This is a genomic window from Pandoraea faecigallinarum (assembly GCF_001029105.3).
GTDB lineage: Bacteria > Pseudomonadota > Gammaproteobacteria > Burkholderiales > Burkholderiaceae > Pandoraea > Pandoraea faecigallinarum.
In genome coordinates this window covers 2,290,088-2,307,697 of the sequence record NZ_CP011807.3, presented here as the reverse complement: position 1 = coordinate 2,307,697, position 17,610 = coordinate 2,290,088, and the positions used below count along the sequence as shown (strand labels likewise).

At 63.1% G+C, this 17,610-nt stretch carries 14 protein-coding genes; 8 read left to right on the top strand and 6 right to left on the bottom strand.

From position 1 onward, the window contains the following. Window positions 1-6 precede the first annotated feature (6 nt). Together AB870_RS10340 and AB870_RS10335 are read right to left on the bottom strand one after the other, a co-directional pair. Window positions 7-777, bottom strand: coding sequence for a ferredoxin--NADP reductase (locus tag AB870_RS10340; RefSeq protein ID WP_047907934.1), 771 nt, complete (start codon window positions 775-777; stop codon window positions 7-9). A gap of 227 nt (window positions 778-1,004) precedes the next feature. Beyond that, a complete protein-coding gene (locus AB870_RS10335) occupies window positions 1,005-1,883 on the bottom strand; it encodes a phosphodiesterase (RefSeq protein WP_047907933.1) in 879 nt (292 codons plus the stop codon). 508 nt (window positions 1,884-2,391) lie between these two features. Between AB870_RS10335 and AB870_RS10330 the strand changes: the two genes are divergently transcribed. After that, a complete protein-coding gene (locus tag AB870_RS10330) occupies window positions 2,392-2,670 on the top strand; it encodes an HU family DNA-binding protein (RefSeq protein ID WP_047907932.1) in 279 nt (92 codons plus the stop codon). Between the two features lie 336 nt (window positions 2,671-3,006). After that, on the top strand, window positions 3,007-4,053 hold the full coding sequence (locus AB870_RS10325; protein WP_047907931.1) for a CHAD domain-containing protein: 1,047 nt from the start codon (window positions 3,007-3,009) through the stop codon (window positions 4,051-4,053). Between the two features lie 41 nt (window positions 4,054-4,094). Here the strand turns inward: AB870_RS10325 and AB870_RS10320 are convergent, their stop codons facing one another. Further along, window positions 4,095-6,485 carry a heavy metal translocating P-type ATPase gene (locus AB870_RS10320; RefSeq protein WP_084663522.1) on the bottom strand — a complete coding sequence of 797 codons (2,391 nt, stop codon included), beginning with the start codon at window positions 6,483-6,485 and terminating at the stop codon, window positions 4,095-4,097. A gap of 69 nt (window positions 6,486-6,554) precedes the next feature. Between AB870_RS10320 and AB870_RS10315 the strand changes: the two genes are divergently transcribed. The 5 genes from AB870_RS10315 (at window position 6,555) to AB870_RS10295 (ending at window position 13,409) form a co-directional block, all read left to right on the top strand. Then, window positions 6,555-7,025 carry a Cd(II)/Pb(II)-responsive transcriptional regulator gene (locus tag AB870_RS10315; RefSeq protein WP_047907930.1) on the top strand — a complete coding sequence of 157 codons (471 nt, stop codon included), beginning with the start codon at window positions 6,555-6,557 and terminating at the stop codon, window positions 7,023-7,025. A 381-nt stretch (window positions 7,026-7,406) separates the two neighbouring features. Beyond that, window positions 7,407-8,657: an NAD(P)/FAD-dependent oxidoreductase gene (locus tag AB870_RS10310; RefSeq protein ID WP_047907929.1), complete on the top strand. Its 1,251-nt coding sequence runs from the start codon at window positions 7,407-7,409 to the stop codon at window positions 8,655-8,657. A gap of 351 nt (window positions 8,658-9,008) precedes the next feature. Then, window positions 9,009-10,517, top strand: coding sequence for a putative bifunctional diguanylate cyclase/phosphodiesterase (locus AB870_RS10305; RefSeq protein ID WP_053059655.1), 1,509 nt, complete (start codon window positions 9,009-9,011; stop codon window positions 10,515-10,517). Beyond that, entirely contained in the window at window positions 10,441-12,045 is a 1,605-nt protein-coding gene (locus tag AB870_RS10300) for a sensor domain-containing diguanylate cyclase (RefSeq protein ID WP_047907928.1), read from the top strand. The genes AB870_RS10305 and AB870_RS10300 overlap by 77 nt, the downstream gene beginning before the upstream one ends. A gap of 47 nt (window positions 12,046-12,092) precedes the next feature. Beyond that, the gene (locus AB870_RS10295) at window positions 12,093-13,409 is read left to right on the top strand and encodes a phospholipase A (protein WP_047907927.1); all 1,317 of its coding nucleotides are present in this window, start codon (window positions 12,093-12,095) and stop codon (window positions 13,407-13,409) included. A 62-nt stretch (window positions 13,410-13,471) separates the two neighbouring features. Here AB870_RS10295 and AB870_RS10290 read toward each other — a convergent pair whose 3' ends face one another. Then, a complete protein-coding gene (locus AB870_RS10290; protein ID WP_174554724.1) occupies window positions 13,472-13,894 on the bottom strand; it encodes an EamA family transporter in 423 nt (140 codons plus the stop codon). A gap of 165 nt (window positions 13,895-14,059) precedes the next feature. Here AB870_RS10290 and AB870_RS10285 point away from each other — a divergent pair, with 165 nt between their 5' ends. Next, complete coding sequence (locus tag AB870_RS10285; protein WP_157112288.1) at window positions 14,060-14,275, top strand: DUF1289 domain-containing protein; 216 nt, start codon at window positions 14,060-14,062, stop codon at window positions 14,273-14,275. Here AB870_RS10285 and AB870_RS10280 read toward each other — a convergent pair. After that, window positions 14,256-15,689 (bottom strand): aldehyde dehydrogenase family protein, encoded by a 1,434-nt coding sequence (locus AB870_RS10280; protein ID WP_047907925.1) that lies wholly within the window; start codon window positions 15,687-15,689, stop codon window positions 14,256-14,258. The genes AB870_RS10285 and AB870_RS10280 overlap by 20 nt on opposite strands. 266 nt (window positions 15,690-15,955) lie before the next feature. Continuing rightward, complete coding sequence (locus AB870_RS10275) at window positions 15,956-17,551, bottom strand: ABC-F family ATPase (protein ID WP_047907924.1); 1,596 nt, start codon at window positions 17,549-17,551, stop codon at window positions 15,956-15,958. Between the last annotated feature and the right edge of the window lie 59 nt (window positions 17,552-17,610).

Genomic DNA, 17,610 nt, shown 5'->3' with positions numbered 1-17,610 from the left:
TCCGGCTTAGCCGACGAACGCCCGCTCGACCAGATAATGCCCCGGGGCGTGGTTGTGGCCCTCGACGAAGCCACGCTTTTCCAGCAGCTCGCGGGTGTCCTTGAGCATGGCCGGGCTGCCGCACAGCATGACGCGATCGTGTTCCGGAGAGAATTCCGGCAGACCGATGTCCGTGAAAATCTTGCCCGACTCCACCAGTTCCGTGATGCGGCCCTGATTTTCGAACTCTTCACGCGTGACCGTCGGGTAGTAGATCAGCTTGTCTCGGACATACTCGCCCAGATACTCGTGCTCCGGCAGATGCTGTGTGATCAGATCGCGGTAAGCGAGTTCGCTCGTGTAACGGCAGCCGTGCACCAGAATGATGTGCTCGTAACGGTCGTAGACTTCCGGATCGCGGATGATGCTCATGAACGGCGCCAGGCCCGTGCCGGTCGAGAGCAGATACAGATTCTTGCCCGGCAGAAGGTTGTCGTCGATGAGCGTGCCCGTCGGCTTGCGGCCAACGATTACCTTGTCACCCGGCTTGATATTCTGCAGACGCGAGGTCAGCGGGCCGTCCTGAACCTTGATGCTCAGGAACTCCAGCTCTTCCTCGTAATTCGCGCTCGCCATGCTGTAGGCGCGCAGCAGGGGTTTGCCATCCACTTCCAGGCCGATCATCGTGAACTGGCCATTGACGTAACGGAACGAAGCGTCGCGAGTGGTCTTGAAGCTGAACAACGTGTCGGTCCAGTGGTGGACTTCCAACACGGTTTGTTGATTCTGAATGCTCATATTGACTTGACGTGTGACGGAGGACGGCGGCAAGGCACTTCGGCACAACCGCCGGGACAACTTGCCCGGCCAATCGGAATCGCCGCAAAGTGCTTTCGCAGACCGTCCCTGACGGCCCTGATGCCCGGACGCCGGGCGTATCAGGTATACGCACTATCGGTTATGGACGGGAAAACCCGGCCATTTTACCCCAATTGGGAATTGCTTTCATTTGTCCACTGAGTCATTTAAGGCATATCAATATGCCTATCGGGTATATCGGACGGGGCTCCGGGGGCCGGTGCGACCGATTCGCCTTCGAACGTGTACGGCCCGTCGAAGGGTCCCACATAAGCCAGATGCGTACGTACGCCGGCCCCAGGTTGCCAGAGATGCATGGCGAAGCCGGGTGGCTCCAGCGTAACCGAGCCGGGCGCCCCGGGCACGAGGCCGAGCGTGATCTGGTGCGCCGTCGACACGCACGTGCTGGCCATGATGCCGGGCGCGCCCTCCACGCCCGCATGAATACTTCGGTGCAGATGCCCGCAGATGACCCGCTCGATATGCGAATGGCGCGAGATCACGCGTGCGAAGCCGGCACGCGCCTGCGCCGAGAGGCCATAGCCGTCCATGAACTCGATGCCCGTGTCGAATGGCGGATGGTGCATGGCGACGATGGTGGGACGGCCTTCGCACGCCCGAAGCTCGGTGTCGAGCCACGTCAGCCGGGCCTCGCACAGATGCCCGCCCGCGCCCGGCGGGTCCTGCGTATCGAGGGCCAAAACAGTGAGCGGCCCCAGGTCGACCCGATACTGGACGAACGCCTGACCGGTGCGCAAGTAGACGTGCTCGGGAAACGCCTGGCGCAGCCCCTCGCGATGATCGTGATTGCCCACGACGAGATAGAGCGGAATGTCGAGGTCCGCCAGACACTCCCGAAGTACTTTGTACTCCGACGAATGAGGTGTGTCGATCAGATCGCCGGTGGCAATGACCGCATCCGGACGCGGCGTCCAGCGATTGATGGCGGCAATTGCGCGACGTAGCGCTTGCGCGGTATCCACGCGCCCGCAGGCGAGCGCACCGGGGCGCGTGACGTGAAGATCGGTGATCTGGCAGAGCAGCATATGGACGAACCCCTGAGAACCATCGGCGGCGCCACGCTAGCCATCGCAAATGACACCCGAATGAATTTTAGGCGTCTACCGAAAAACACGCGGCAATGCCAACCAAAAGACACTCGCCTACGCAAGCCCCAAAACGCTAGGGAAACTCCCAAAGCCCGCCCAGCAAGGGATTGCGAGGAGGCATGACCGGAGATGCCCGCAGTTACCGGGGTTTTGTCATCAAGAACAAGAAAGTATGCGGTCCAGCACAACAAAATCGCCGCAAACCGTTGCCAGGACTGGCCCACAGCCCGCCGATGGCTCTATAATGCGGCTGCCCGGCCAGTGCCGGCGCCCTCACGATGCGTGACGGAACCGGTCTTCGGATCGCGTTTGCGTGACGTGCCGCGAAGGCGACATTCTGGCGTGTGCCGCGTGCCTTATGGCGCGGATACAACACCGACACTCGTCAAATGGCGAAAGTGTTAGAGTTGTCGCCGGTATTCACCACCTCTCAAGGGAAACACACATGAACAAACAGGAACTGATCGACGCCGTCGCCGTCCAAACGGGTGCAAGCAAGGCTCAGACCGGCGAGACCATCGACACGCTGATCGAAGTCATCAAGAAGGCTGTCGCGAAGGGTGATGCAGTCCAGTTGATCGGCTTCGGCTCGTTCGGTTCGGGCAAGCGTGCTGCGCGTACCGGCCGCAACCCGAAGACCGGCGAAGCGATCAAGATCCCGGCAGCCAAGACCGTGAAGTTCACGGCTGGCAAGGCGTTCAAGGACGCCGTGAACAAGAAGTAAAGCCAGTTGCGCGCAGGCCGGCCTCCGTGCCGGCCTATCTTTTTTGCTCGCATTTCCGCTACGCGGCGTGTAGCAATGAGAAGGCGTCATGTCATCCTCGCACGAGGTCCACGACTGATATGACGCTGCGCGCCTCGCGGGTGTCCTGCGCACCGTCTTCTGGAAACGGGCGCCCGCGACGCGGCAGTGCGACACCCCGGTAATGCCACGCACCACATGCTTTCGTTGGTGCCGCGCTCAGGCAACGTTCGGCGTCGCCTACGGTCAACTTCCCGGCCGCTTTCCGCTCGTTCCCCTCCTCAGTTTTCCGGCTATGGCAGGCATGGCATCTGTGCTATGTTGCGCAACATGATCCGCGCGCCGATGGCGGCTATCGCCGCTTCCCCCGAGTCGTCAGACGCCCTCCACGCCAGCGGCGACATTGGTGCCGAGGACGTTCCGTCACCCCGCGCCTCGCGGATGCGCCGAATGCAGCCTGCGCGTCTGCTCGTCATGCTTGCCGCAGCGCCACTGGCGCAATGGCCAACGTTGCCACAGACCTCCGAAGGCCCCGATCGCACCGAGGACATTTCGCCGGAAGCCGTACACCAGTTGCGCATCGCGACGCGACGTCTTCGCGCGCTGGTCGACGTCTTTTCGCCTTGGCTGAAGCCCCGCTGGCATCGTCGCCTCAAGGAGGAATTGCGTTGGCTCGGTCAGTCGATGGGGCCGGCGCGCGATGCCGATGTTCTGAGCGGCGAAACGCTGCCCGCCTTGCGGCTCGAATATCCCGACGTGGACTGGATCGCGATCGAGGCCCAAGTCTCCCGGCTTCGCAGCGACGCCCGTGCACAAGCGGCGCAGGCGTTGACGAGCGAGCGTCAGCACGCGCTGCATGCGATGTTGCTGGACGCCTTCGGCGTGGGAAGCGATGGCCGTGCCGATGTGCGGGCCGCGAGCGCATTGCGACGCCCGTCGCATACCCCAGGGAAACGACCTCATGCGCTCGCCAAACATGCACATAACATGCTGCGCGAACGCTACATCGCGCTATTTCCCAATTGCCGCCAACTCGCGATGCTCGATACCGAGCAGTTGCACGCGTTGCGAGTGAAGATCAAACATGCGCGTTACACCGCCGAAGCCCTGACACCCTGGATGCGCAAATCGGTCCGTGCACCCTATCAGGATGCCTTGCGCGCCGCGCAGACGCTGCTGGGGCATCTCAACGATGCGGTGGTCGCCCAGCGGATGCTGGAAGAGGCACCCATCGCCGCGCAACAGCGCGACATGCTGAGTGGCCGGCTCGATACGATCATCGTCAACGCAACGAGCCGTGCCGCACACGTACTGTGTCAATTGCCCGACGCGCATGCCCTTGAGCGGGGTATGCGCGGGGGCTGAACGCCGACTTCCGGCCGGCATGGGCGATACCGTCACGCACGTCAGACCACTTTCGTACGAAGCAGGCGCATGCCGTTGGCAATCACCAGCAGGCTGGCGCCTACGTCCGCAAACACTGCCATCCACAGCGACGCCATCCCCACGACGGCCAGTCCGAAGAACACCGCCTTGATGGCCAGTGCGACGGCAATGTTCTGCTTGAGTACTGTCGCGGAACGTCTCGAGAGCGCCAGGAATGCGGGCAATTTGCGCAGATCGTCGTCCATCAGCGTGACGTCGGCGGTCTCAAGCGCACTGTCGGTACCGGTCACGCCCATGGCAAAGCCAACGTCGGCGGCGGCCAGTGCCGGCGCGTCGTTGATGCCGTCGCCCACCATCCCCACATGATCGTATTGCTTGCGCAAGGACGACACGGCTTGCCACTTGTCCTCCGGCAACATCTCGGCGTGCACGTCGGTGACCCCGGCCTGCTCACCGATGACCTGCGCCGTCGCTCGGTTGTCGCCAGTCAGCATGACCGTGCGAACGCCCATTTTCGCGAGTCGCGCGATGGCTTCGCGGCTTTCCTCTCGCAGCGTGTCCGCTACAGCGAGCACGGCCAACGCCTGCGTTTCGCTCGCCAGGACGATCGCCGTACGGGCCTGCGCTTCGAGTCGCGTCAGTTCGGCTTCGACCGTCGCATTGCACACGCCGAGCGACTCGATCAGACGGTGGTTGCCAAGGTAATACAGCGTCTGGCCGACGCGCCCCTTGACGCCTCTGCCCGCAAGCGCTTCGAAATCGGTGACGGACGGCAACGGACCGAGACCTGACTGTGCATGCCCCTCGACGACGGCCCGTGCGATGGGATGCGTCGTCTGCGCGTCGAGCGCGGCGGCGAGTGTGAGCACCGCATCGCGCGACGGTTCCCCCAACGGCACGACGTCGGTCAGACGCGGCTCGCCTCGCGTGAGCGTCCCGGTCTTGTCCAGCGCCACTGCCCGAATCAGACGGCCGCTCTCCAGGAATGCACCGCCCTTGATGAGAATGCCCGCGCGCGCGGCAGCGGTCAGTCCGCTCACGACGGTGACCGGCGTGGAAATGACCAGCGCACACGGACATGCAATCACCAGCATGACAAGCGCCTTGTAGATCCAGGGCGACCAGGCCAGGCCGAATGCCAGCGGCGGCACGAGCGCGACCAGCAATGCGCACAGCACGACGACCGGCGTGTAGACGCGAGAAAACTTGTCGACGAAACGCTGTGTGGGCGAGCGCTGCTGCTGCGCCGTCTCGACAATGCGCACGATGCGGGCCAGTGTCGTATCGCCCGGCGCAACGCTCGTGCGATACACGATCAGGCCGCTTTCATTGATGCTGCCCGCGTACACTTCATCACCGACCGACTTGTCGACGGGCACGCTTTCGCCCGTGATCGACGCCTGATTCAGCGCGGAATTGCCTTGTTCGATGATACCGTCGATGGCGATCCGCTCGCCCGGCCGTGCGCGCACTCGCGAGCCCACGGCAAGCGACGCGGCAGGCACGTCCGCCCAACTGCCGTCCGGCCGCTCGACGGACGCCTGATCCGGTGCAAGGCGCATCAACGCCTCGACCGCCCGTCGCGCGCGCGTCAACGATGCCGCTTCCAGCTTTTCGGACAATGCGAACAGCACAATGACCATGGCGGCTTCGGGCCATTGGCCGATGAACATCGCGCCGATCACGGCGAGCGACATCAGGAAGTGAATGTTGAGCGTAAAGTGGCGCAGCGCGATCCAGCCCTTCTTCAAGGTCGGCAGACCGCAGGCCAATATGGCGGCGACGACGATCGCACCGATCCACGGGCTGTGCTCGGGCACCCCGGACCACACGGCCGCCTCACTGGCGGCAGCCAGCATCCCACCCGCCGCCAGGCGTGCCACGTCGCCCTTGCCGCTCGGGGGCGGCGGCGCGGCGCCCGGTGCATCGTCGGACAGCGGCACGGGGGTCATGCCCAATTTGCGCAAGGTTTCGGCGGCCGCCTCGCTTTGACGATTCACGTCGGACACCGAGGCGCGCTTGTCGAACACGACCGTCAGCTCGCGCTTGAGCAGGTTGAAATACAGCGCGTCGACACCTGGCCGACGTTCGAGTTGATCCCGAATCAGACGCTCTTCCGTCGGACAATCCATCTGATCGATGCGAAAACGCGCTTGCGGCGCGCCGGTATCGGGCACCGGTGCGGGCGGCGCGACGCTCGCCGCGCCGGCACAGCAGGCGGCACGCCCATGCGACCGGACGGGAGCCGCGTCGTGATCGAGCGAATGCGGGCGCTGTGCAGAATGTGCGTGGTCGTGCCGGTGCCCATGATCGTGGCAATGCGGCTGATCCGGGGCGTGCCCGCGAATGGGCGCGTTGCGATCCGCCGTCGTCGAGCCGGCCAGACGAGCCGAATCCGAGGGATTGGACATGTGGACTCCTGGTTTCCTTCAATCGTGTTACCCTTCATTGAAAACCCTGTAGTGGCTACGGAGTCAAGCATGAAAATCGGAGAACTGGCCCGCGCGGCGGGTACCGATGTTGAAACCGTTCGTTATTACGAGCGGGCGGGTTTGCTGCCTGCCCCGCCCCGAACCGACGCGGGCTATCGCAGCTACGGTAACGAGCATCTGGAAGCGCTGCGCTTCATCCGGCACTGCCGCTCGCTCGACATGCCGCTTGCCGATGCCAGGCGACTCAGTGAACTCGCGCACGATCACAACGTGACTTGCGAAGACGCGAATCAACTCATCGAGGCACATCTCGCTCGCGTTCACACACGCATTCATGAATTGCAGGCGTTGGAGCAGCAACTGCTGCATTTGCAGGCGCAGTGCCGCAGTCGTCACGAGACGAGCGACTGCGGCATTCTGCGTGCCCTGCTGCAGGGCGCTCACGGCGAAGCCTGCGCCTGCCACAGCGAAGCCGATCCGATCGAGCTCGCGTGCGACCACGATCATCTGCATACATGACATCGTCCGGCTCGCACCGGCATACCGCGCGAACGCGCCGGCTTCCCGTCACGCACCGCACGTGAGTGCGGCGTGCCGTCTCCCCCGTATATCGCAGCCCGTGTGTTGCGCGACACTGCGAATCAAGTCTGAAGTCGGCGCAAGGCGCGCATGAATCGGACTACGCCTATTCAAAAAACGCGAGTTTCCCCCTGAAAACAAGGGCAAACGAGCGCAGTTTCTATACAATGTCCCGCACACCTCGTAGCCGCCGCCATCGATAGGTGACGCGGTGTCTCAGGTAGCCCATCGAATGCGAAACGTCGCGTCGTCCGAACGCATCGCCCGGCGCATCGATGTGTCGTAATCCGTTTCAGTTCTCGTTCACTTGTCGGAGACCTTATGTCCAGCGATGTATCCGCGACGCCAACACCCGCGACGGAAAGCAGCGCCGACATCGTCATCATGGGCGCAGGTGCCGCAGGCATTTCGGTTGCCGCCAGCCTGCGCCGCCGCCGTCCGTCGCTCTCGATCACGATCGTGGATCCGGCGGATACGCACTACTACCAGCCCGCGTGGACGCTCGTGGGCGCCGGAGAATTCGATGCGGCGCGCACGGCACGCCCAATGTCGAGCGTCATTCCCGAAGGCGTGAACTGGATCCCGGCAGCGATCACGGCGTTCGCGCCCGAGCACCAACAAGTGCTTCTCTCCGATGGTCGCCGTCTCGCGTATCGTTTCCTCGTCGTCGCGCCCGGCCTGCAACTGAATTGGGAAGCCATCGATGGCCTGAGCGAAACGCTCGGCCGCAACGGTGTCACCTCCAACTATCGCTTCGATCTCGCACCCTACACGTGGTCGCTGGTGCGCGAATTCAAAGGCGGCAATGCGCTCTTCACGCAACCGCCAATGCCCATCAAATGCGCGGGCGCACCGCAAAAAGCCATGTATCTGTCGGCAGATACGTGGCGTCAGAGCGGCGTGCTCGACAAGACGAAGATCGAGTTTCATCTCGTGGCACCGGCGCTCTTCGGCGTAAAAGATTACGTGCCTGCGCTCATGGAATACGTGCAGCGTTATCGCATCTCGCTGAATCACCTCTCGCATTTGCGCGCGGTGGACGGCGAGCGACGCGTGGCGCGCTTCGAGATTTTCGACGCCGACGGGCAATCGCAATTTGTCGACAGGCCGTTCGATCTGCTGCACGTCGTACCGCCGCAAAGTGCCCCGGACGTCTTGCGTGCCAGCCCGCTGGCCGATGCCGCCGGCTGGTGCGAAGTCGATCACAAGACGCTGCGTCACGTGCGCTACGCCGACGTGTTCGGTCTCGGCGACGCGATCTCCGCACCGAACGCGAAGACCGCGGCGGCGGCGCGCAAACAAGCCGTCGTCGTGGCGGAAAACCTGCTCGCGACAATGGACGGCCGCCCCCTTCCATTGCATTACGACGGCTACGGCGCGTGTCCGCTCACGGTCGAGCACGGCAAGATCGTGCTCGCGGAATTCGGCTATGGAGGGAAACTTCTCCCTACATTCCCCATCGACGGCACGCGCGCGAATCGCTTTGCGTGGATTCTGAAAAAGTACGTGCTGCCAAAGGTTTATTGGGACTTCATGCTCAAAGGCCGCGAATGGTTTGCGCGTCCGCGCTGATCGCGCCATAGGTGAAACCCGCACTCAATTTTCAAATTCGGGTGCCGTTAAAGGTCAAAGGACCCGGTCTCGCAACCGGGCACGAGCATCTAGTCGGGCCACGCCTTGCGCGCGGTCTGCCGGAATGCAGGGAGCGACACGGTGCCCACGGCGCGCCCTTTTCACCCCTAGCGGACCGGCCGACATTTTTACGCGTCTTATGCAGAACATGATTCAAGGGTTTTCTGGCGGCACGACCTGTTCGACGCGTGGGCTTTTCCTGTTCGATGGCCTCGCCAGTCGTCTCGTCAGCGTGAAACGTGGCGGTGACGAACGTTCAACCGTTCAGGCGACGTCTGCCTGCCTGTCGAGATGAACGATACAAACGCGCTGCGACGCCAAGTCGTCCTCGCCGATCTGTTGCTGGATCGCCAGCGGCTATTGCGCGCCCTGAGCCTTGAGTTGCGCACGCCGAGCCCACCCAACAGTCACAGCGCGCTGGTCGTGCTGCACGTGGGCCGCGGTCAACGCAAGGCGACCAGCCAGCCCGCGATTTCCGACGCCGATCTGCTCGCGACCGTCGCGTTTCGGGTCGGCTCGCGCATTCGCCGCCGCGACCTCATCGGTCGCGTCTCGGACCAGCAGATTGCCATCCTGCTGCGCGATCTCGGCAGCCGCGAGGCCGCCGTGCAGGTCACGCGCCGCTTCATCCGTGCGGGTGAATCGCCCGTGCCGTGCGGTAACGGCCTGCTTTACCCGATCGTATCGGCCGGGATAACGCATTTGCCGCAGGTCCCGGTGTGGCCTGCCACGCTGCTCGAACACACGTCGGACGTGGCCGATCAGGCCATCCGCGAGAGCGCCTCGCGATTTCTGGTCACCGAAGCCCCGGCCGCGCCGACCGAGGGCATCGCCCCGCCGGACGATGCCGGCAACGAGCACTACTGGCGTAGCGCCATCGGACGCGCCCTGTCGGATTCCGAGTTCCGTCTGCACTACCAGCCGCAGATCGACATGCGCACCCACCGCCTGACAGGTCTCGAAGCGCTCATTCGCTGGCAGCGCGACGACGAACTGATCATGCCCGGCGAGTTCATTCCTGCGGCCGAGCGCTGTGACGTCATCGGGCCCATCGGCGACTGGACGTTGCACGAAGCCTGCCGCCAACTCGACAAGTGGCATACGGACGGCGAGGAATATCCGCGCGTCGCCGTCAACCTGTCCGCGCAACAAATGCGCGTGCAGACGCTGGAGACGGTGCGCTACGCCCTGAAGCACCACCGCGTGCCGCCTGACAAGCTCGAAATCGAGATTACCGAGTCGTCGCTGATATCGCACCTCGACGAAGCCGCGACACTGATGAACGAACTGGTCGCGATGGGCGTTCGTCTGTCGCTCGACGACTTCGGCACCGGCTATTCCAGCTTCGTTCGCCTCAAACGCTGGCCGTTCGGTACCGTCAAGATCGACTACCAGTTCGTCGCGGGCGTTCTGCTCGGCGGCTACGACACCGAACTGATTCGCGCGATCATCGCCATAGCCCGCAAGCTCGAAATCGAGACGGTGGCCGAAGGCGTGGAGACCAGTGCCCAGCGAGACGCCCTCGCCTCACTGGGCTGTCATGCCTGGCATGGGGTATCATTGCACGCGTCCCTTACCGCCCGGGCACATCGAGACGTTCATTCGAGACTGGCACGGGCGCCTGTAAACGCGTCAGCAACCGCCTTCGCCGTTGGTCAACGCTATTCTCAACCGCCACCGTGCCGCCTCCGCTTTCGTTCGCGGCCTGGCCGTTCTCATCTGCGTGCTCATCGCCTGGGCGGTAGCGCGCTTTGCCGCCGATCAACTGGTGGCGAATCGGGCCGCACGTCTGCTCTATGAAGAGCGCAGCATTGCGACCCGGCTCGCGCATGGCACGGTGCACACCGTCAATCAGGACCTGATCCTCATTCGCGGGATTCCGCGCGTGCTCGCGCAAATCGAGCAAATCCAGAATGCGGCGGCCACCATCGCCGCACATCCCCTCACCGAGGTGCCGCACGACAAGGTGCGCGAATTGCTGCTCGCCAACCCTGTGCTCAAGCCCGTGAACGAGTTGCTGCGCTCCGCACAGCTTTACTTCGGTGCGGACCTTGTGTGGCTCGGCACTCCCGATGGCGTCACCATCGCGTCGAGCGACGCCAACGCGTCGAACCCGCTCATTGGCGATCAATATGGCGACCGTGCCTATTTCAATACCGCGGTGCTTGGCGGCGCCGGCCAGCAGTACGTGACCGGCCGGAAAACCGGGCTACCGGGCATCTACTTCACCGCGCCCGTCTATCAGAACGGTACGCTCGTTGGCGTCGTCGTCGTCAAGCTTGGCATTCGACGGTTGTCGCACTGGGCCGACAGCGGCGCCTCGTTCATCACGGATACCAACGGCGTCATCGTGCTGGCCAATGACCCAACGTTCACGGGCCTTGCCGTGCCCGGCGCCGCCGTGTTCAATCTCTCGCGCGCCGAGCGCCACCACCTTTATCAACAGGAAGATTTCACGGTCGTGCCGATCGAAAACTACGATCTCGCCCCCGGCACTCCCGACTTCCTGCAGCTCCAGCCGGACGATGACGAAAGCACACATCGGGCGCGACTGGTGCGCGTGCGCCCCGACAATCAGCCGTATCTGCTGGAGGCCGAAGCGTCGTCGGACGGCGAAATGGTGATCTACACCATGAGCGAAGCACCGACACTGGGCAGCCTGTCCATCGAACGGCGTCGCTACGCCGCGCTCGTTTTCGCGCTACTGCTGAGTTCGGCAGGCGTGGTGTACCTGCTGATTCGCTATGTGCGCCGCGAGAAACTCCACCTGTCCGACACGCTTGCCAAAAACGCCGCTCTCGAGCATGAGGTCAAATACGACGCCCTCACGGGCGCCCTGTCGCGAGCTCACTTCCTCAAGCGCCTGCGTACCGAGGTCACGCAGGCGCAGGCCGCCGACATGCCGACATGCGTCATCCTCGTCGACCTCGACCATTTCAAGCACATCAACGACACCTGGGGCCATGCGCTGGGCGATACGGTATTGGCCACGTTCGTGCGTCTTTGTCACGATTCGTTACGCGAAGATGACATTTGCGGTCGTTTGGGCGGCGAAGAATTCGCTATTATCCTGAGTGGCGCTACCGAGGCACGGGCCTTTGACGCCGCCGAACGCTTGCGCGAGGCGGTTCGCGCAGCGCGCATCGATGTCGACGGCCGTTCGCTAAAGTTCACGATAAGTGCCGGCGTGGCCCAATGGCATGCGGGAGACGACGACAATGCGTGGCTGCAACGCGCCGACGCAGCGCTGTACCTGGCCAAATCTCGCGGACGCGATCGCTGCGCCCGCGAATCCGACCTCCGGGTGCTTACCCGGGGCGGGACGTAACCGACTTCAGGCATCCCGGCCTGAAGTCGCCAACTCAGACCGGACCGATGCCCAAGACGAATCTCGCGACATTCGCCCCATCGCCGCTTCGCGCTATCCAGTTCGGCGCGGCCGCCCTGTGCCTGGCCCTGAGCGGTGCTGCGCGCGCCGATCTCTCGCTCCTGCAACCGCCGCGTGCGCTGAGCGGCGGCGCACCGTTGCAACTGAACCTTCTGGTCACGCAGGACTCGCCGGGGCGCAAAACGATCAAGCTGCCGGATGCAATCGTCGTTCGCATTTCCAACGACGACTTCAAGCCCACGCTGCTGCACCTCAAGCGAGAAGCGGTGGCGCCCGCGCAGGTGACGCTCGCCAACGGCCAGTTCCGCCGGATCTCCTATTCCGCAGTACTACCAACGGAACTGCGGGGCACCGTCCGCATCGAGCCCGTCGACTGGGATGCCTCGACCACAACCATCGTCCTCGATCGTGCCGCCCCCGCCGAGCCGATGGTCGCCGCCGCCCCGCTGCCCGCACAAGGTGGGGTAAGCGGCGGGACGACCGGCAGCACAGCCGGGGCACCTGGCGCCACTGCCTTGGCCGCGGCACCTGCGTCGGGGGTTGGCGCTGCGGCGTCTCCCGACGCGATTGCCCCCACGTCCGATGCCGAATTCGCCCGTATTTCCTCACACGAGCCGATGTACATCGCCTTCGGAAAGAACGGCGACACCAACGCGCGCTTCCAGCTAAGCTTCAAGTTCCACATTCTGAAGCCTGACAACCCGGCGTCGAAGTCCTTCCTCGACAATCTGTACTTCGGCTACACACAGTTGTCGATATGGGACCTGGAGGCTGAATCGGCACCATTTCGCGACTCCAACTACCGGCCCAGCCTGTTCTATTACATTCCCGATACCGGCGTGCGCGCTGGCTGGTTCTCTTCATTGGGCGTGGCCGCCGGTATCGAGCACGAGTCCAACGGCAAGGCCGGCGACGACTCTCGCAGCATCAACACCGTCTTCGTCAAGCCGATCCTCACGTTCGGCAATCCGTCGGAATATCACTGGACGGTGGCACCGAAGCTCTACGCCTATGTGGAGAAGAAGGACAATCCCGACATCCAGAATTACCGCGGCTACATGGATTTGCTCGTGCTATGGGGCAAACCGAACGGCTGGCAGGTCGGCGCCACTTTCCGCAAGGGCATGAAGCGCAACTACGGCAGCGTGGACGTGCAGGTGACCTACCCTCTGGGCAAGCTCATCCCGGGCACCGGCGGTTACATCTGGCTCGGGTACTTCACCGGCTACGGTGAAGACATGCTCGACTACAATCGCCATTCGCCGTCACAGGTTCGCATCGGCTACAGCGTGTTCCGCTGGTAACGGTAACGACCGGCCATCGCCCCATGCCGGGGACGACGGATCATCCGATCGCCCCCGCCGGTTCATAACACCAGCACCAACGCTCCTGCGAGAATCAACGCCCCGCCCAACGCCTCCTTCAGCGAGAACGGTTCACCCAGCACCACCCAGCCGATCAGCATCGCCATGGCCACGCTCAACTTGTCGAGCGGTGCGACGCCCGACACCGGTCCCAATTGCAGCGCCCGGAAATAGCATAGCCACGACAATCCCGTTGCGATACCCGACAAGACCAGGAATACCCACGTGTTGGCGCTCAGGCTGGTGGGCCGCTGCCATTCGCCGCGCATGCCGACGATTGCCAGCGTGACGCCGAAAATAATGACGGTGCGAATCAGCGTGGCCATGTTCGAATTGACCTGCGTCACCCCGAGCTTGCCGAAAATCGCCGTGAGCGCCGCGAAGAACGCCGAGCCCAGCGCAAACAGTTGCCAGCTACGCAGCATAAAGATCGTTACCTATCGAAGATTGCACCCGCCTAAGCGGAAATCGGCGGAGATGTCCACCACTCGCACCCCGTCGTAGGGAGATTCGAAAGCCATCCGGCCATCGATGCGATAATGGCTCCGTCTTTCAACATGCCCGCTGCGGCAGGCCGAATCCGCCTTCCTATGTCCGAATTGCACGACCGTCCCGACAGCCCTTGCATTGGCGTTTGCTCGACACTTTTCGACGACGTCTGCAAAGGCTGCGGCCGCACCGCCTACGAAGTCTCCAACTGGGTGTTCTTCACCGAAGCGGAGAAGGCAGCGGTGTGGGAGCGCATCACCCGCGACGGCACGGCGATGCGCTTTTGCGACAGCAGTTCTACGACTTCGCAGACTTGAACTGGAGCGACTTGTACTCAAGAAACTCCTCGAAGCCGTACACGCCGTTTTCACGTCCGTGCCCCGATTGCTTGAAACCGCCGAACGGGGCCCGCACATTGAACTCCCCGCCGTTGATGTCCACCTGCCCGGTCCGGATCTGACGCGCCACGCGCACGGCGCGCGCCTCGTCGCCTGACCATACGGCCCCGCCCAGACCGTAGATGGAGTCGTTGGCGATGCGCACCGCATCGGCCTCATCCTGATACGTAATGATCGATAGTACAGGGCCAAAAATCTCTTCTTGCGCTACCGTGGCATCCGGCGTTACGCGCCCGAGCACGGTCGGCTGCACGAAAAAGCCCGCCTCGAAACCTGCCGGCACCGCGTCTCCCCCGGCGATCAACTCAGCACCTTCGGACAACCCCTTGCGGATATACGTTTGCACACGTTCTTGCTGTGCCGCGGAAGCCAGCGGCCCGAGACGCGTTGTTTCCTCACGCGGATCCCCCAGCGTGAAACGCGCCACGGCGTCCTTCGCCAGCGCCTTGATCTCGTCATAGCGCGATGCCGGCACCAGCATGCGCGTGTGAGCCGAGCAAGTCTGCCCCGAGTTCAAATAGCAGGCGTTAAGCGTGCCTTTCACCGCAACCGCAAGATCCGCATCGTCGAGAATGACCGACGCCGACTTGCCCCCCAACTCCAGCGCCACACGTTTGACCGTTTGCGACGCCACTTCCGACACGCGCTTGCCCGCACGCGTCGAACCGGTAAACGACACCATGTCGACGTCCGGATGCCGGGCGAGCACCTCGCCGACGACCGGCCCCAGCCCCGTCACCAGATTGAAAACGCCCGCCGGCAATCCGGCTTCGGCAATGACCTCGGCCAGAATGAAGGCATTGAACGGCGCCACCTCCGATGGCTTCAGCACAACGGTGCAGCCCGCCGCCAGCGCAGGCGCCACTTTCAACGTGATCTGGTTAAGCGGATAGTTCCACGGCGTAATCGCACCGACCACCCCCACCGGCTCGCGCACCACGAGCGAATTACCCACGCGCGCCTCGAATTCGAACGTTTCCGCCAGTTCCGCGTAGTTGTTCCAGTGGTACACAGGACCACCGACCTGAATGGCACGCACGAGCTTGATCGGCATGCCCGTCTCACCCGTCATGACCTGCGCCAGTTCGTCGGTGCGTGCCTTGAGGCCCGCAGCGATCTTGCGCAGGTAACCGGCACGCTCGGCCGCCGGTGTGGCCGCCCACGTGTCACGTGCCTTGCGCGCGGCCGCAACGGCGGCTTGCGCGTCTTCGGCGGCACCTTCGGGAATGCGGCCCATCAGCCTGCCGTCGGCCGAATGAAAAACGTCCAGCGTGCCGCGCCCGACCGGTGTTACCCACCGTCCGTCAATGAAAAACCTGTCGTACGTCTTCATGCAATGCCTCCTGCTCGCGTCTGAGCAACCGATGAATAGCGAACCACTGACGAACGGCCATTGTAGTCCGCTCACCGCCCCGCTTCTCATGCCAAGGATGAAATCGGTCGATTCCGATCCGCCTCTTCCCGTTTTCCGAGACGGTAACCGGACGCCATCGTTTCCCCATCGTTGCCGCGTAAATGCAGTAAACGCAAACAGGGCGCCTGCCATGCAAGCGCCCTGTCGACGAATTACCGGGAAATACGCGCCGTGCGTGCCCTGCGTCAGACTTCCACGCCCTGGCTGGCGAGATATTCCTCGTATGTACCGGCGTAATCGACCAGCGTACCGTCGCTCTTCACTTCGATGATGCGCGTGGCCAGCCCCGACACGAATTCACGGTCATGCGAGACAAAGACGAGCGTGCCCGGATACTTGTCGAGCGCGATCTGAAGCGACTCGATCGATTCCATGTCCATGTGGTTGGTCGGCTCGTCCATCATCATGACGTTGTGACGGCCCAGCATCAGCTTGCCCCAGATCATGCGCCCCTTCTCCCCGCCGGAGAGCACTCGCACGGACTTGCCCACATCGTCGCCGCCGAACAACAGACGGCCAAGCGAGCCGCGAATCACCTGATCGTCGTCGCCCTCCTTGCCCCACTGCGCCATCCAGTCGGTCAGCGTCTGGTCTTCCGGAAACGCCTCGGACGTGTCCTGCGGGAAATAACCGATGTTCGCGTTCTCGGCCCATTTCACCGTGCCTGCGTCGAGGGCCAGATCCGCCATGAGACTACGCAGCAGGGTCGTCTTGCCCGCACCGTTCTCACCGATGATGGCCACACGTTCGCCCGCGCGCACGGCGCCCGAGTAGTTCTTGAAAATCTGACGGTCGTACGACTTGGAAATACCCTCGAATTCGAACGCGAGGTTGTGCAGCTTCTTCTCGAATTCGAAGCGGATGAATGGGTTCTGACGTGACGACGGCTTGATGTCCTCGACCTTGATCTTCTCGATCTGCTTGAGACGGCTCGTCGCCTGACGCGCCTTCGACTTGTTCGCCGAGAAGCGACGCACAAAGTCCTGCAGGTCGGTAATGCGTTCCTTCGCCTTCGTGTTGGCCGCCATCTGGCGCTCGCGGGCCTGTGCCGAGGCCAGCATGTAGTCGTCGTAGTTGCCCGGGTAGATCTTCAGCGTGCCGTAGTCCATATCGGCCATGTGCGTGCACACGGCGTTCAGGAAGTGGCGATCGTGCGAAATGATGATCATGGTGGAGTTGCGCTCGTTGAGCACATCTTCCAGCCAGCGGATCGTGTTGATGTCCAGGTTGTTGGTCGGCTCGTCGAGCAACAGCACATCCGGATTCGAAAACAGCGCCTGCGCGAGCAGCACACGCAGCTTCCAGCCCGGCGCGACATTGCTCATCGGGCCCTGATGCTGATCCGTCGGAATGCCCACGCCCAGCAGCAGTTCGCCCGCACGCGCTTCGGCCGTGTAGCCGTCGTACTCGGCGAACTTCGCTTCGAGTTCGGCGGCGTGCATGTAGTCGTCGTCGGTCGCCTCCGGATTGGCGTAGATCGCGTCGCGCTCGCTCATGGCTGCCCACATCTCGGTGTGCCCCATCATCACGACGTCCAGCACACGCATGTCTTCGTACGCGAACTGGTCCTGTTTGAGCTTACCCAGACGCACGTTGGGTTCGAGCATGACGTTGCCGGCGCTCGGCTCGAGATCGCCGCCGAGAATCTTCATGAACGTCGACTTGCCGCAGCCGTTCGCGCCGATCAGGCCATAGCGGTTGCCCCCGCCGAACTTGACGGAGATGTTCTCGAAGAGCGGCTTGGCGCCGAATTGCATCGTGATATTGGCGGTAGACAGCACAGGCGGTATCCGGGTGATGAGGTGCGGCGGCACGAAATTGCGCCACGAAACCTGACATT

Excerpts from the sequence above, each read along its gene's own strand:
- AB870_RS10340 (WP_047907934.1), bottom strand. The coding sequence starts at position 777 with ATGAGCATTCAGAATCAACAAACCGTGTTGGAAGTCCACCACTGGACC.
- AB870_RS10335 (WP_047907933.1), bottom strand. The coding sequence starts at position 1,883 with ATGCTGCTCTGCCAGATCACCGATCTTCACGTCACGCGCCCCGGTGCG.
- AB870_RS10330 (WP_047907932.1), top strand. The coding sequence starts at position 2,392 with ATGAACAAACAGGAACTGATCGACGCCGTCGCCGTCCAAACGGGTGCA.
- AB870_RS10325 (WP_047907931.1), top strand. The coding sequence starts at position 3,007 with ATGTTGCGCAACATGATCCGCGCGCCGATGGCGGCTATCGCCGCTTCC.
- AB870_RS10320 (WP_084663522.1), bottom strand. The coding sequence starts at position 6,485 with ATGTCCAATCCCTCGGATTCGGCTCGTCTGGCCGGCTCGACGACGGCG.
- AB870_RS10315 (WP_047907930.1), top strand. The coding sequence starts at position 6,555 with ATGAAAATCGGAGAACTGGCCCGCGCGGCGGGTACCGATGTTGAAACC.
- AB870_RS10310 (WP_047907929.1), top strand. The coding sequence starts at position 7,407 with ATGTCCAGCGATGTATCCGCGACGCCAACACCCGCGACGGAAAGCAGC.
- AB870_RS10305 (WP_053059655.1), top strand. The coding sequence starts at position 9,009 with ATGAACGATACAAACGCGCTGCGACGCCAAGTCGTCCTCGCCGATCTG.
- AB870_RS10295 (WP_047907927.1), top strand. The coding sequence starts at position 12,093 with ATGCCCAAGACGAATCTCGCGACATTCGCCCCATCGCCGCTTCGCGCT.
- AB870_RS10290 (WP_174554724.1), bottom strand. The coding sequence starts at position 13,894 with ATGCTGCGTAGCTGGCAACTGTTTGCGCTGGGCTCGGCGTTCTTCGCG.
- AB870_RS10285 (WP_157112288.1), top strand. The coding sequence starts at position 14,060 with ATGTCCGAATTGCACGACCGTCCCGACAGCCCTTGCATTGGCGTTTGC.
- AB870_RS10280 (WP_047907925.1), bottom strand. The coding sequence starts at position 15,689 with ATGAAGACGTACGACAGGTTTTTCATTGACGGACGGTGGGTAACACCG.